This is a genomic window from Buttiauxella sp. BIGb0471, from assembly GCF_024807715.1.
GTDB lineage: Bacteria > Pseudomonadota > Gammaproteobacteria > Enterobacterales > Enterobacteriaceae > Buttiauxella > Buttiauxella agrestis.
This window is the reverse complement of record NZ_JANUEU010000012.1, coordinates 1-11,117: the sequence shown is the minus strand read 5'-3', so window position 1 is coordinate 11,117 and position 11,117 is coordinate 1. Positions and strand designations below refer to the sequence as shown.

The following is an 11,117-nucleotide window of genomic DNA, read 5'->3' as shown; positions in this document are numbered from 1 at the left end:
ACTTATTCCTCGATTTTACCGCCAGCAGCTTCGATAGCAGCACGAGCGCCTTTAGTGACACGCAGGCCGCGAACAGTTACCGGACGAGAAACCTCGCCAGACAGAATCACTTTCGCGAATTCAATCTGAATACCGATAATGTTTGCTGCTTTCAGCGTGTTCAGGTCAACTACGTCGCCTTCAACTTTCGCCAGATCAGAGAGACGAATCTCACCGGTGATCATTGCTTTGCGAGAGGTGAAACCAAACTTCGGCAGACGACGGTACAACGGCATCTGACCACCTTCAAAACCACGACGTACGCCACCGCCAGAACGAGAGTTCTGACCTTTGTGACCACGACCAGCGGTTTTACCGAGGCCAGAACCGATACCACGACCCAGACGCTTGGAAGCGTGCTTAGACCCTTCGGCCGGAGACAGAGTATTTAAACGCATCTCTTACTCCTCAACTTTAACCATGTAGGAAACCGCGTTGACCATACCACGTACAGCAGGAGTATCCTCGCGCTCTACGGTGTGGCCAATACGACGCAGACCCAGGCCAAGCAGCGTTGCCTTGTGTTTCGGCAGACGACCGATTGCACTGCGGGTTTGTGTAATTTTAATAGTCTTTGCCATGGTCAATTACCCCAGAATTTCTTCAACGGATTTACCACGCTTGGCAGCGACCATTTCCGGAGACTTCATATTCGCCAGGCCATCAATAGTTGCACGAACCACGTTAATCGGGTTGGTGGAACCATATGCTTTAGCCAAAACGTTATGAACTCCAGCGACTTCCAGAACGGCGCGCATTGCACCACCGGCAATAATACCGGTACCCTGGGAAGCCGGCTGCATGAACACACGAGAGCCTGTGTGCACACCTTTAACAGGGTGCTGCAGGGTGCCGTGGTTCAGCGCGACGTTAATCATGTTGCGACGGGCTTTTTCCATCGCTTTCTGGATAGCTGCTGGAACTTCACGCGCTTTTCCGTAACCAAAACCAATGCGACCGTTACCATCGCCAACCACTGTCAGAGCAGTGAAGGAGAAAATACGACCACCTTTAACGGTTTTAGATACGCGATTTACCGCGATCAGCTTTTCCTGCAGTTCGCCAGCTTGTTTTTCGATGTGAGCCATCTTACACCTCTACCTTAGAACTGAAGGCCAGCATCACGGGCAGCATCTGCCAGTGCCTGGACACGACCATGATATTGGAAACCAGCACGGTCAAAGGATACTTTCGTAATACCTTTTTCCAGTGCGCGCTCTGCAACAGCTTTACCCACAGCTGTAGCGGCGTCTTTATTTCCAGTGTACTTCAGTTGCTCAGCGATAGCTTTCTCTACAGTAGATGCAGCTACCAGGACTTCTGAACCGTTCGGTGCGATAACCTGTGCATAAATATGACGAGGCGTACGGTGAATCACCAAACGAGTCGCACCCAGTTCTTTGAGCTTGTGACGTGCGCGGGTCGCACGACGGATACGAGCAGATTTCTTATCCATAGTGTTACCTTACTTCTTCTTAGCCTCTTTGGTACGCACGACTTCGTCGGCGTAACGAACACCCTTGCCTTTATAAGGCTCAGGACGACGGTAGGCGCGAAGATCAGCAGCCACTTGTCCAATCATCTGCTTATCAGCGCCTTTCAGCACGATTTCAGTTTGAGTTGGACATTCAGCAGTGATTCCCGCTGGCAGAGCATGTTCAACAGGATGAGAGAAGCCCAGGGCCAAACTCACCGCATTGCCTTTAACTGCTGCACGATAACCTACACCAACCAGCTGCAGCTTCTTAGTGAAGCCTTCGGTAACACCGATAACCATTGCATTTAACAGCGCACGAGTGGTACCCGCTTGGGCCCACGCGTTAGCAAAACCTTCACGTGGAGCGAAAGTCAGTGCATTATCAGCGTGTTTAACTTCAACAGCATCGTTGATTGTACGAGTCAGCTCGCCGTTCTTACCTTTGATCGAAATAACCTGACCGTTGAGTTTTACCTCTACGCCAGCAGGAATAACGACCGGTGCTTTAGCAACACGAGACATTTTATTCCTCCAATTAGGCTACGTAGCAGATAATTTCGCCACCAAGACCAGCTTGGCGCGCTGCACGATCAGTCATAACACCTTTAGAGGTAGAAACGACAGCAATACCCATACCGGCCATAACTTTAGGCAGCTCATCTTTTTTCTTATAGATGCGCAGACCTGGGCGGCTGACTCGCTGAATGCTCTCTACCACAGCCTTGCCCTGGAAATACTTAAGAGTCAGTTCCAGTTCAGGCTTGATGTCGCCTTCGATTTTAAAATCTTCAATATAGCCTTCTTCTTTCAGCACGTTGGCAATTGCCAATTTCAGCTTGGAGGAAGGCATGGTGACCGCAACTTTATTCGCGGCTTGACCGTTACGGATACGGGTCAGCATATCCGCGATCGGATCTTGCATGCTCATCTGTCTTTACTCCCGTGATTCAATTGGATATTACCAGCTAGCCTTCTTCAAGCCAGGTACTTCACCGCGCATAGCGGCTTCACGAAGCTTGATACGGCTCAACCCGAATTTGCCCACATAACCATGCGGACGACCAGTTTGGCGGCAGCGGTTACGCTGACGGGACGGGCTGGAATCACGCGGCAGAGACTGCAGCTTAAGAACAGCATCCCAACGATCTTCGTCGGATGAGTTCACACCAGAGATGATAGCTTTCAATTCCTCGCGTTTAGCGCGGTATTTGTCGGCCAGTTTCACGCGAACGACTTCGCGTGCTTTCATCGATTGCTTAGCCATTAGTAACCCTACCTTACTTACGGAATGGGAAGTTAAAGGCTGCCAGCAGAGCACGGCCTTCATCATCAGATTTCGCAGTAGTGGTAATGGTAATATCCAAACCACGAACGCGATCGACTTTGTCATAGTCGATTTCTGGGAAGATGATCTGCTCACGGACACCCATGCTGTAGTTACCTCGACCATCGAATGACTTAGCGGACAAGCCACGGAAGTCACGGATACGCGGTACAGCAATGGTGATCAGGCGCTCAAGAAACTCCCACATGCGTTCGCCACGCAGAGTTACTTTACAGCCGATCGGATAGCCCTGACGGATTTTGAAGCCTGCAACTGATTTGCGTGCTTTGGTGATCAACGGCTTTTGACCGGAGATTGCTGTCAAGTCAGCTGCTGCGTTATCCAGCAGTTTCTTGTCAGCGATCGCTTCACCCACACCCATGTTCAGGGTGATCTTCTCGACCCGAGGGACTTGCATGACAGAATTGTAGTTAAACTCAGTCATGAGTTTTGTAACTACTTCGTCTTTGTAGTAATCATGCAGTTTCGCCATCGTACTACTCCAAATTACTTGATAGTTTCGCTGTTAGACTTGAAGAAACGGACTTTTTTGCCCTCTTCGAATCTAAAGCCTACACGGTCAGCCTTGCCGGTTGCCGCATTGAAGAGTGCAACGTTAGAAACTTGAATAGCAGCTTCTTTTTCAACGATGCCACCTGGTTGGTTCAGGGCCGGAACCGGCTTCTGATGTTTCTTAACCAGGTTAATACCTTCAACAATTAGCTTGCCGGAAGACAAGACATTCTTAACTTTACCGCGCTTACCTTTATCTTTACCGGTTAACACGATAACTTCGTCATCACGACGGATTTTAGCTGCCATGATTCGCTCCTTAGAGTACTTCTGGTGCCAGAGAGATAATTTTCATGAACTTTTCATTACGCAGTTCACGAGTTACCGGCCCAAAAATACGCGTGCCGATTGGTTGCTCGCTGTTATTATTTAAAATAACGCATGCATTACCATCGAAGCGAATGACAGAACCGTCCGGGCGACGAACACCCTTCCTGGTGCGCACCACTACCGCTTTCAGGACATCGCCTTTCTTCACCTTACCACGAGGAATTGCTTCCTTGATGGTAATTTTGATGATGTCGCCGACGCCTGCGTAGCGACGGTGCGAGCCACCCAGAACCTTGATACACATTACGCGACGCGCGCCGGAGTTGTCGGCTACGGTCAGCATAGTCTGTTCTTGGATCATTTCAGTGCTCCGCTAATGTCAACTACTACTTCGGGACCCATAATTAGGTCGTTAAAAAGCCCCATAAACGAGGGCGCGGCATTATAACACCGGTTCCTGAATATGGGTAGAAAAAATAAACGGCTCATTTACTGAGCCGTTTATTCGTTAGACAAAGCTCACTGTATTACAGAACAGCTTTATCTACAACGCGAACAAGCGTCCAGGACTTAGTCTTGGACAGTGGACGGCATTCGCGGATTTCAACCACGTCACCGATACCACATTCATTGCTCTCGTCATGTACGTGCAGTTTGGTCGTACGTTTGATGAATTTACCGTAAATCGGGTGCTTCACCACACGTTCGATAGCAACAACGATGGATTTCTCCATTTTGTTGCTAATCACGCGACCTTGCAGAGTACGGATTTTATCGGTCATTACGCACCCGCCTTCTGAGTCAATAAAGTCTTAACACGTGCAACATCACGACGCACTTGCTTCAGCAGGTGAGTCTGTTGCAGCTGGCCACTTGCTGCTTGCATACGCAGATTGAACTGCTCACGCAGCAAATTCAGCAGCTCGGTGTTCAGCTCTTCAACACTCTTTTCACGCAGCTCTTTTGCTTTCATTACATCACCGTCTTAGTTACAAAGGTGGTTTTAATCGGCAGTTTCGCTGCTGCCAGCTTGAATGCTTCACGGGCCAGCTCTTCTGGTACGCCGTCCATTTCATACAGGACTTTGCCAGGCTGAATCAAGGCAACCCAATACTCTACGTTGCCTTTACCTTTACCCATACGCACTTCAAGCGGCTTTTCGGTGATCGGTTTGTCCGGGAATACACGGATCCAGATCTTACCCTGACGCTTAACTGCACGGGTCATTGCACGACGTGCTGCTTCGATCTGACGTGCAGTCAGACGACCACGGCCAACAGCTTTCAGACCGAAAGTGCCGAAGCTAACATCCGTACCGGCAGCCAGACCACGGTTGCGGCCTTTGTGCACTTTACGGAATTTTGTACGCTTTGGTTGTAACATCAGCGACTCTCCTTACTTACGGCCTTTACGCTGCTGCTTTTTAGGTTGAGCAGCCGGTTTTTCCGGTTGTTCAACAGCAGCCATCCCACCCAGGATCTCACCTTTAAAGATCCACACTTTAACGCCGATTACACCATAAGTGGTGTGCGCTTCAGAGGTGTTGTAGTCAATGTCAGCACGCAGTGTGTGCAATGGCACGCGACCTTCACGATACCATTCGGTACGTGCGATCTCAGCGCCACCCAGACGGCCGCTAACTTCAACTTTGATACCTTTAGCGCCCAGACGCATGGCATTCTGTACAGCACGCTTCATAGCACGACGGAACATAACACGACGTTCCAGCTGTGAAGTGATGCTATCAGCAACCAATTTTGCGTCCAGTTCAGGCTTACGAACTTCGGCGATATTGATCTGTGCAGGAACGCCAGCGATATCCGCTACGACCTTGCGCAGTTTTTCTACGTCTTCGCCTTTCTTACCGATTACGATGCCAGGGCGAGCAGTGTGAATAGTCACACGGATGCTCTTAGCTGGACGCTCGATAACGATACGAGATACAGACGCCTTCGCCAGTTCCTTAGTCAGGTACTGACGAACTTTAAAATCGCTGTCCAGGTTGTCAGCGAATTCTTTGGTGTTCGCAAACCAAGTAGAGTTCCAAGGTTTTACAATACCCAGGCGAATACCATTAGGATGTACTTTCTGACCCATTGCTAGTCTCCAGAGTCTCAGCGATCGGACACAACCACAGTAATGTGGCTGGTGCGCTTCAGGATGCGATCTGCACGACCTTTTGCACGCGGCATAATGCGCTTCATGCTTGGGCCTGCGTCTACGAAGATTTTCGCGACTTTCAGATCGTCAATGTCAGCGCCATCGTTGTGTTCAGCGTTAGCAATGGCAGATTCCAGAACTTTCTTGACCAATACCGCAGCTTTCTTGTTGGTGAAGGTCAAAATTTCCAGTGCCTGCGACACTTTCTTACCGCGAATAAGGTCTGCAACAAGGCGAACCTTTTGAGCAGAAGAACGAGCGTGGCGATGTTGAGCTAAAGTTTCCATCTCTTCCTCCTACTTATTTCTTCTTGGCTTTTTTATCAGCAGCGTGGCCGCGATAAGTACGTGTCGGTGCAAATTCACCCAGTTTGTGACCGACCATTTCGTCGGAAACAAATACCGGAACATGCTGACGACCATTATGGACAGCGATGGTCAAACCGATCATGTTAGGAAAGATCGTTGAACGACGGGACCAAGTGCGCAGGGGCTTCTTGTCACCGCTTTCCACCGCTTTCTCTACCTTCTTCAGCAAGTGCAGGTCAATAAAAGGACCTTTCTTGAGAGAACGTGGCATGGCTTATCCTCTAAAATTATTTGCTACGGCGACGTACGATGAATTTATCAGTACGCTTGTTGCTGCGGGTCTTCTTACCTTTGGTCTGAACGCCCCACGGAGTTACCGGGTGCTTACCAAAGTTACGACCTTCACCACCACCATGTGGGTGGTCGACTGGGTTCATCGCAGTACCGCGAACGGTAGGACGAACACCACGCCAGCGTGCAGCACCTGCTTTACCCAGAACGCGGAGCATATGCTCAGAGTTACCGACTTCGCCCATGGTTGCACGGCAGTCAGCTTCGACTTTACGCATTTCACCAGAACGCAGACGCAGGGTAACGTAAGCACCATCACGTGCAACGATCTGCACATAGGTACCAGCAGAACGTGCAAGCTGACCGCCTTTACCTGGTTTCATTTCTACGTTATGAACGGTAGAACCAACCGGGATATTGCGCATCGGCAGGGTGTTACCTGCTTTGATTGCAGCATCAACGCCAGATTGAATCTGGTCGCCAGCTTTCAGGCCTTTAGGGGCCAGGATGTAACGGCGTTCGCCATCTTTGTACAGAACCAGTGCGATGTTCGCAGAACGGTTCGGATCGTACTCAAGACGTTCAACAATTGCCGGGATACCGTCTTTGTTGCGTTTAAAGTCAACAATACGATAAGCCTGCTTGTGACCACCACCGATGTGACGAGTAGTGATACGACCATTGTTGTTACGGCCACCGGATTTGCTGTTTTTTTCAACCAGCGGAGCAAATGGTTTGCCCTTATGCAGCTCAGGGTTGACCACTTTAACTACGTGGCGACGACCCGGAGATGTCGGTTTACATTTAACAACTGCCATTGTTTTTCTCCTCCGACTTACTCAGCGCCGCCGACGAAGTCCAGATTCTGGCCTTCCTTCAGGGTGACGTAAGCTTTTTTCCAGTCGCTACGACGACCGATACGCTGTCCATGACGCTTAGTTTTACCTTTAACAACCAAGGTATTAACGCCTTTAACTTCAACTTCGAACAGTTTCTCAACAGCAGCAACGATCTCTGCTTTGGTCGCGTCTTTTGCAACTTTGAGAACGATGGTATTTGTTTTTTCCATCGCCATAGATGCTTTTTCAGATACGTGCGGCGCGCGCAGTACTTTCAGCAGACGTTCTTCACGGATCATGCCAGCATCTCCTCAACTTGCTTAACTGCATCAGCAGTCATAACGACTTTGTCGAAGGCGATCAGGCTAACTGGATCGATTGTTGCTGCATCGCGCACGTCAACCTTATGCAGGTTACGCGCAGCCAGGAACAGATTCTCATCCAGTTCGCCAGTTACGATCAGCACATCTTCCAGGGCCATGTCTTTCAGTTTCTGAGCAAGCAGCTTAGTTTTAGGCGCTTCAACAGAGAACGTCTCGACAACGATCAGACGATCCTGACGTACCAGTTCGGACAGAATGCTTTTCAGCGCTCCGCGGTACATCTTTTTGTTAACTTTTTGACTGTGGTCCTGCGGGCGAGCAGCGAAGGTTACGCCACCGGAACGCCAGATCGGGCTCTTGATAGAACCTGAACGCGCACGGCCGGTACCTTTCTGGCGCCACGGCTTTTTACCGGAACCAGTTACTTCAGCACGGGTCTTCTGAGCACGAGTACCTTGACGGGCACCAGCTGCATAAGCAACTACAACCTGGTGTACCAGCGCTTCGTTGAAATCACGACCGAAGGTAGTTTCGGAAACAGTCAGCGCGCTTTGCGCGTCTTTCAATACTAATTCCATTGCTATCTCCTCACGCCTTCACAGCTGGTTTAACAATAAGGTCGCTACCGGTTGCACCCGGAACTGCACCCTTAACCAGCAGCAGGTTGCGCTCAGCGTCAACGCGTACTACATCCAGGCTCTGAACAGTTACACGTTCGTTGCCCAGTTGGCCTGCCATTTTCTTGCCTTTGAACACTTTGCCCGGAGTCTGGTTCTGACCGATAGAACCCGGAACGCGGTGAGACAAGGAGTTACCGTGTGTAGCGTCCTGGGTACGGAAGTTCCAGCGCTTAACGGTACCTGCGAAACCTTTACCTTTAGAGGTGCCAGTTACGTCAACTTTTTTAACTTCAGCAAACAGCTCAACGCTAATGTCTTGACCTACAGTGAACTCTTCGCCTTCTGCAAGACGGAATTCCCAAAGGCCACGGCCAGCTTCTACGCCAGCTTTAGCGAAGTGACCAGCTTCCGGCTTAGTTACACGGCTAGCTTTTTTAGCGCCAGTGGTAACTTGAACAGCACGGTAGCCGTCGTTAGCCAGGTCTTTAACCTGAGTAACACGGTTTGCTTCTACTTCGATCACGGTTACTGGGATAGAAACGCCGTCTTCTGTGAAGATACGGGTCATACCCACTTTTTTACCGACTAAACCAATCATTGTTTCAACCTCTCAATCGTCAATGACCTGATTAACCCAGGCTGATCTGCACGTCAACACCAGCAGCCAGATCCAGACGCATCAGAGCATCAACGGTTTTCTCAGTTGGCTCAACGATGTCAACCAGACGCTTGTGAGTGCGAATTTCGTACTGATCACGCGCGTCTTTGTTGACGTGCGGAGAGATCAGAACGGTAAAGCGCTCTTTGCGGGTCGGCAGCGGGATCGGACCACGTACTTGCGCACCAGTGCGCTTAGCAGTCTCGACGATTTCCGCAGTTGATTGATCGATCAGACGATGATCAAACGCTTTAAGGCGGATACGGATTCTTTGGCTCTGCATGAGACCATAGCTCCAATTATTTTATAGACGAAAAAAATTACTACTCGCACCCATTACGATTGATGGGGGAGTGTAATCGTTCATACATAGTTCCCCAATTGGGAACATTGTCGACAGTAGCTTCACTGTCAGGCTCATATCGAGCCAGCCATCGATTAAGACAGGCCCGCGCATTATACGTAAATCTGCACCTTAAGCAAGCCATGGATACGAATTAAACAATCTTTTGTGTGGAAATACGATTCTCTTTGCAAGGTAAATGTCTTCGATGATGCCCGGGAGAACTTTTTGGGAAGGCCCCTCGTAAATCAGCATTTGTCATTTTGCTTTGACCCGTTCATTTCACTAGCCTGAGAAGATATCTTTTTGAAGAGTATCTTACGTAATGTTTATCTCCTCTACCCTGGTCCTTTTACTTTTTATTGTCCTGCATATTGGACTTTTACTGCGCCTGGCCTGGATTGATTATCGAAGCATGTTGCTACCGGATAGACTGAACTACCCTCTTCTATGGTCTGGATTACTATTTCAAATCTGTTTCGCGCCTGAACACTTATCTGACTGTGTAGTTGGAGCCATCATCGGGTATTTGAGTTTATGGGTACTCTATTGGATTTACTATTACTGGCGAGGCTGGGAAGGAATTGGATACGGCGACATGAAATTGTTAGCGGCTTTGGGGGCATGGCATGGTTGGCAGAATTTAGGATGGATAACATTAGCGGCGGCAACATCCGGATTGCTATGTGCCTTGATATCAAAACTGTTACTGACGAATCGTCTTTCACTTGCTACCACTCCGCTACCTTTCGGACCAAACCTGGCGATAGCGGGTGGTTCTGTAGGATGGATTTGCTCTTCCTTCCCACAGTTTAAAGAACTCAGTTTCCTTCTTTGATTTGCGATTGTAGATAGTTTTGCAAACCAATTTTTGAAATGAGGTCCAATTCAGTTTCTAACCAGTCGATGTGATGCTCTTCTTCGGCAAGAATTTGTATCATCATATCCCGACTAACATAGTCATGAATGGTATCTGCGTACGCAATGGCTTCACGTAAATCTTTAGCGCCATCCATTTCTAAGTTGAGATCGGACTGAAGCATTTCTTCGACATCCTCTCCGATGTGAAGTTTGCCTAAGTCTTGTAGGTTAGGAATGCCTTCGAGGAACAAAATTCGCTCGATATATTTATCGGCGTGTTTCATTTCATCGATGGATTCGTGGTATTCCACTTCGTTGAGGCGCATTAAGCCCCAGTTTTTGAACATTCTCGCATGGAGAAAATACTGATTGATCGCGACAAGCTCGTTTCCCAATAATTTATTGAGATAATTTATTATCTTAATATCACCTTTCATTTTTTACTCCCTCCGCTTCCACTACATGAAGCGTAGATGTAGCACGGAGTAAGTCAAAAAAAAGTGACTGGCTTAGGCAATCTCTTTAAATTCTGGGATCTGCAATAACTCTTCTTGCATGATTTCTCTTGCTGCGCGAATGCACTTGCCACATTGGTTTCCCACTGGCACAAACTTGCGAAGCTGCTGGAAAGATTGTGGATGAAACTGGCGTACAGCCTGCCGAATTTTTTTATCACTTACACCATTACACAAACAAACGTACATAAGCACTCCCGTTCAAATTACGCGCAAAGTGTAAATGAGAATAGTTATGATTACAATAGCACACGCATGTTTGATGCACGTGATAAGCGGCAAAAAATGCAAAAAAAAAGAGCGCCTAAGCGCTCTTTTTTCATATAAAGGTATCAGCGATTAAGCGATAACTTTAGCAACAACACCAGCGCCTACAGTACGGCCGCCTTCACGGATTGCGAAACGCAGACCGTCGTCCATTGCGATTGGGTGGATCAGGGTAACAACCATCTGAATGTTGTCGCCCGGCATTACCATCTCAACGCCTTCTGGCAGTTCGATGGTGCCAGTCACGTC

24 protein-coding genes and 1 pseudogene are annotated in these 11,117 nt (G+C 48.8%); 1 reads left to right on the top strand and 24 read right to left on the bottom strand.

Annotated features, from left to right (window positions below; all coding sequences use genetic code 11):
• Positions 1 to 2: 2 nt before the first annotated feature.
• The 21 genes from rplO to rpsJ all read right to left on the bottom strand — a co-directional run bounded on the left by rplO (position 3) and on the right by rpsJ (position 9,165).
• Positions 3 to 437, bottom strand: coding sequence for a 50S ribosomal protein L15 (gene rplO, locus M2371_RS21320; protein WP_034499019.1), 435 nt, complete (start codon positions 435 to 437; stop codon positions 3 to 5).
• Positions 438 to 440: 3 nt separating this feature from the next.
• On the bottom strand, positions 441 to 620 hold the full coding sequence (gene rpmD / locus M2371_RS21315) for a 50S ribosomal protein L30 (RefSeq protein ID WP_004846568.1): 180 nt from the start codon (positions 618 to 620) through the stop codon (positions 441 to 443).
• A gap of 6 nt (positions 621 to 626) precedes the next feature.
• Positions 627 to 1,127, bottom strand: coding sequence for a 30S ribosomal protein S5 (gene rpsE / locus M2371_RS21310; protein ID WP_034461766.1), 501 nt, complete (start codon positions 1,125 to 1,127; stop codon positions 627 to 629).
• Between the two features lie 14 nt (positions 1,128 to 1,141).
• Positions 1,142 to 1,495 carry a 50S ribosomal protein L18 gene (gene rplR / locus M2371_RS21305; protein ID WP_034461768.1) on the bottom strand — a complete coding sequence of 118 codons (354 nt, stop codon included), beginning with the start codon at positions 1,493 to 1,495 and terminating at the stop codon, positions 1,142 to 1,144.
• Positions 1,496 to 1,504: 9 nt separating this feature from the next.
• Positions 1,505 to 2,038 carry a 50S ribosomal protein L6 gene (rplF, locus tag M2371_RS21300; RefSeq protein WP_034461769.1) on the bottom strand — a complete coding sequence of 178 codons (534 nt, stop codon included), beginning with the start codon at positions 2,036 to 2,038 and terminating at the stop codon, positions 1,505 to 1,507.
• Positions 2,039 to 2,051: 13 nt separating this feature from the next.
• Positions 2,052 to 2,444 (bottom strand): 30S ribosomal protein S8, encoded by a 393-nt coding sequence (rpsH, locus tag M2371_RS21295; RefSeq protein WP_034461770.1) that lies wholly within the window; start codon positions 2,442 to 2,444, stop codon positions 2,052 to 2,054.
• Between the two features lie 30 nt (positions 2,445 to 2,474).
• On the bottom strand, positions 2,475 to 2,780 hold the full coding sequence (gene rpsN, locus M2371_RS21290; RefSeq protein ID WP_034499021.1) for a 30S ribosomal protein S14: 306 nt from the start codon (positions 2,778 to 2,780) through the stop codon (positions 2,475 to 2,477).
• 13 nt (positions 2,781 to 2,793) lie between these two features.
• Complete coding sequence (rplE, locus tag M2371_RS21285; RefSeq protein ID WP_034461772.1) at positions 2,794 to 3,333, bottom strand: 50S ribosomal protein L5; 540 nt, start codon at positions 3,331 to 3,333, stop codon at positions 2,794 to 2,796.
• 14 nt (positions 3,334 to 3,347) lie between these two features.
• Entirely contained in the window at positions 3,348 to 3,662 is a 315-nt protein-coding gene (gene rplX, locus M2371_RS21280) for a 50S ribosomal protein L24 (protein ID WP_034461774.1), read from the bottom strand.
• 10 nt (positions 3,663 to 3,672) lie between these two features.
• Positions 3,673 to 4,044 carry a 50S ribosomal protein L14 gene (rplN, locus tag M2371_RS21275; protein WP_002438705.1) on the bottom strand — a complete coding sequence of 124 codons (372 nt, stop codon included), beginning with the start codon at positions 4,042 to 4,044 and terminating at the stop codon, positions 3,673 to 3,675.
• A 166-nt stretch (positions 4,045 to 4,210) separates the two neighbouring features.
• Positions 4,211 to 4,465: a 30S ribosomal protein S17 gene (rpsQ, locus tag M2371_RS21270; RefSeq protein ID WP_034499024.1), complete on the bottom strand. Its 255-nt coding sequence runs from the start codon at positions 4,463 to 4,465 to the stop codon at positions 4,211 to 4,213.
• Entirely contained in the window at positions 4,465 to 4,656 is a 192-nt protein-coding gene (gene rpmC, locus M2371_RS21265) for a 50S ribosomal protein L29 (protein ID WP_008457158.1), read from the bottom strand. The genes rpsQ and rpmC overlap by 1 nt, the downstream gene beginning before the upstream one ends.
• On the bottom strand, positions 4,656 to 5,066 hold the full coding sequence (gene rplP, locus M2371_RS21260) for a 50S ribosomal protein L16 (RefSeq protein ID WP_008927134.1): 411 nt from the start codon (positions 5,064 to 5,066) through the stop codon (positions 4,656 to 4,658). Before rplP ends, rpmC begins: the two co-directional genes overlap by 1 nt.
• A 12-nt stretch (positions 5,067 to 5,078) precedes the next feature.
• Positions 5,079 to 5,780: a 30S ribosomal protein S3 gene (gene rpsC, locus M2371_RS21255; RefSeq protein WP_000529945.1), complete on the bottom strand. Its 702-nt coding sequence runs from the start codon at positions 5,778 to 5,780 to the stop codon at positions 5,079 to 5,081.
• Between the two features lie 17 nt (positions 5,781 to 5,797).
• Positions 5,798 to 6,130, bottom strand: a complete 333-nt coding sequence (gene rplV, locus M2371_RS21250; protein ID WP_034461779.1) for a 50S ribosomal protein L22 — start codon at positions 6,128 to 6,130, stop codon at positions 5,798 to 5,800.
• Between the two features lie 13 nt (positions 6,131 to 6,143).
• Positions 6,144 to 6,422 carry a 30S ribosomal protein S19 gene (gene rpsS / locus M2371_RS21245; protein WP_001138115.1) on the bottom strand — a complete coding sequence of 93 codons (279 nt, stop codon included), beginning with the start codon at positions 6,420 to 6,422 and terminating at the stop codon, positions 6,144 to 6,146.
• A gap of 16 nt (positions 6,423 to 6,438) precedes the next feature.
• A complete protein-coding gene (rplB, locus tag M2371_RS21240; RefSeq protein ID WP_034499027.1) occupies positions 6,439 to 7,260 on the bottom strand; it encodes a 50S ribosomal protein L2 in 822 nt (273 codons plus the stop codon).
• Positions 7,261 to 7,277: 17 nt separating this feature from the next.
• Positions 7,278 to 7,580, bottom strand: a complete 303-nt coding sequence (gene rplW, locus M2371_RS21235; RefSeq protein WP_034499029.1) for a 50S ribosomal protein L23 — start codon at positions 7,578 to 7,580, stop codon at positions 7,278 to 7,280.
• On the bottom strand, positions 7,577 to 8,182 hold the full coding sequence (gene rplD / locus M2371_RS21230) for a 50S ribosomal protein L4 (protein WP_034499031.1): 606 nt from the start codon (positions 8,180 to 8,182) through the stop codon (positions 7,577 to 7,579). The genes rplW and rplD overlap by 4 nt, the downstream gene beginning before the upstream one ends.
• A 10-nt stretch (positions 8,183 to 8,192) precedes the next feature.
• The gene (gene rplC, locus M2371_RS21225; protein WP_034461783.1) at positions 8,193 to 8,822 is read right to left on the bottom strand and encodes a 50S ribosomal protein L3; all 630 of its coding nucleotides are present in this window, start codon (positions 8,820 to 8,822) and stop codon (positions 8,193 to 8,195) included.
• Positions 8,823 to 8,853: 31 nt separating this feature from the next.
• Complete coding sequence (gene rpsJ, locus M2371_RS21220; protein WP_034461784.1) at positions 8,854 to 9,165, bottom strand: 30S ribosomal protein S10; 312 nt, start codon at positions 9,163 to 9,165, stop codon at positions 8,854 to 8,856.
• 385 nt (positions 9,166 to 9,550) lie between these two features.
• On the opposite strand from rpsJ, the gene M2371_RS21215 reads away from it, so the two are divergent.
• The gene (locus tag M2371_RS21215) at positions 9,551 to 10,063 is read left to right on the top strand and encodes an A24 family peptidase (RefSeq protein ID WP_259268629.1); all 513 of its coding nucleotides are present in this window, start codon (positions 9,551 to 9,553) and stop codon (positions 10,061 to 10,063) included.
• On the opposite strand, the gene bfr is transcribed toward M2371_RS21215, so the two are convergent.
• The 3 genes and pseudogenes from bfr to tuf all read right to left on the bottom strand — a co-directional run.
• Positions 10,047 to 10,523 carry a bacterioferritin gene (bfr, locus tag M2371_RS21210; RefSeq protein ID WP_034499033.1) on the bottom strand — a complete coding sequence of 159 codons (477 nt, stop codon included), beginning with the start codon at positions 10,521 to 10,523 and terminating at the stop codon, positions 10,047 to 10,049. The two genes, M2371_RS21215 and bfr, sit on opposite strands and share 17 nt — an antisense overlap.
• Before the next feature lie 72 nt (positions 10,524 to 10,595).
• Positions 10,596 to 10,790: a bacterioferritin-associated ferredoxin gene (bfd, locus tag M2371_RS21205; protein WP_034461786.1), complete on the bottom strand. Its 195-nt coding sequence runs from the start codon at positions 10,788 to 10,790 to the stop codon at positions 10,596 to 10,598.
• 150 nt (positions 10,791 to 10,940) lie between these two features.
• A pseudogene (tuf, locus tag M2371_RS21200) lies at positions 10,941 to 11,117 on the bottom strand (elongation factor Tu); the annotation flags it as partial.

What these genes read in the sequence shown, in the direction of transcription:
- rplB (WP_034499027.1), bottom strand. Translation starts at nt 7,260, where the DNA reads ATGGCAGTTGTTAAATGTAAACCGACATCTCCGGGTCGTCGCCACGTA.
- rplF (WP_034461769.1), bottom strand. Translation starts at nt 2,038, where the DNA reads ATGTCTCGTGTTGCTAAAGCACCGGTCGTTATTCCTGCTGGCGTAGAG.
- rplO (WP_034499019.1), bottom strand. Translation starts at nt 437, where the DNA reads ATGCGTTTAAATACTCTGTCTCCGGCCGAAGGGTCTAAGCACGCTTCC.
- rplD (WP_034499031.1), bottom strand. Translation starts at nt 8,182, where the DNA reads ATGGAATTAGTATTGAAAGACGCGCAAAGCGCGCTGACTGTTTCCGAA.
- rplR (WP_034461768.1), bottom strand. Translation starts at nt 1,495, where the DNA reads ATGGATAAGAAATCTGCTCGTATCCGTCGTGCGACCCGCGCACGTCAC.
- rplN (WP_002438705.1), bottom strand. Translation starts at nt 4,044, where the DNA reads ATGATCCAAGAACAGACTATGCTGACCGTAGCCGACAACTCCGGCGCG.
- rpsH (WP_034461770.1), bottom strand. Translation starts at nt 2,444, where the DNA reads ATGAGCATGCAAGATCCGATCGCGGATATGCTGACCCGTATCCGTAAC.
- rplE (WP_034461772.1), bottom strand. Translation starts at nt 3,333, where the DNA reads ATGGCGAAACTGCATGATTACTACAAAGACGAAGTAGTTACAAAACTC.
- rplX (WP_034461774.1), bottom strand. Translation starts at nt 3,662, where the DNA reads ATGGCAGCTAAAATCCGTCGTGATGACGAAGTTATCGTGTTAACCGGT.
- rpsE (WP_034461766.1), bottom strand. Translation starts at nt 1,127, where the DNA reads ATGGCTCACATCGAAAAACAAGCTGGCGAACTGCAGGAAAAGCTGATC.
- rpmC (WP_008457158.1), bottom strand. Translation starts at nt 4,656, where the DNA reads ATGAAAGCAAAAGAGCTGCGTGAAAAGAGTGTTGAAGAGCTGAACACC.
- rplW (WP_034499029.1), bottom strand. Translation starts at nt 7,580, where the DNA reads ATGATCCGTGAAGAACGTCTGCTGAAAGTACTGCGCGCGCCGCACGTA.
- rpsS (WP_001138115.1), bottom strand. Translation starts at nt 6,422, where the DNA reads ATGCCACGTTCTCTCAAGAAAGGTCCTTTTATTGACCTGCACTTGCTG.
- M2371_RS21215 (WP_259268629.1), top strand. Translation starts at nt 9,551, where the DNA reads ATGTTTATCTCCTCTACCCTGGTCCTTTTACTTTTTATTGTCCTGCAT.
- bfd (WP_034461786.1), bottom strand. Translation starts at nt 10,790, where the DNA reads ATGTACGTTTGTTTGTGTAATGGTGTAAGTGATAAAAAAATTCGGCAG.
- bfr (WP_034499033.1), bottom strand. Translation starts at nt 10,523, where the DNA reads ATGAAAGGTGATATTAAGATAATAAATTATCTCAATAAATTATTGGGA.
- rpsQ (WP_034499024.1), bottom strand. Translation starts at nt 4,465, where the DNA reads ATGACCGATAAAATCCGTACTCTGCAAGGTCGCGTGATTAGCAACAAA.
- rpmD (WP_004846568.1), bottom strand. Translation starts at nt 620, where the DNA reads ATGGCAAAGACTATTAAAATTACACAAACCCGCAGTGCAATCGGTCGT.
- rplV (WP_034461779.1), bottom strand. Translation starts at nt 6,130, where the DNA reads ATGGAAACTTTAGCTCAACATCGCCACGCTCGTTCTTCTGCTCAAAAG.
- rpsN (WP_034499021.1), bottom strand. Translation starts at nt 2,780, where the DNA reads ATGGCTAAGCAATCGATGAAAGCACGCGAAGTCGTTCGCGTGAAACTG.
- rpsJ (WP_034461784.1), bottom strand. Translation starts at nt 9,165, where the DNA reads ATGCAGAGCCAAAGAATCCGTATCCGCCTTAAAGCGTTTGATCATCGT.
- rplP (WP_008927134.1), bottom strand. Translation starts at nt 5,066, where the DNA reads ATGTTACAACCAAAGCGTACAAAATTCCGTAAAGTGCACAAAGGCCGC.
- rpsC (WP_000529945.1), bottom strand. Translation starts at nt 5,780, where the DNA reads ATGGGTCAGAAAGTACATCCTAATGGTATTCGCCTGGGTATTGTAAAA.
- rplC (WP_034461783.1), bottom strand. Translation starts at nt 8,822, where the DNA reads ATGATTGGTTTAGTCGGTAAAAAAGTGGGTATGACCCGTATCTTCACA.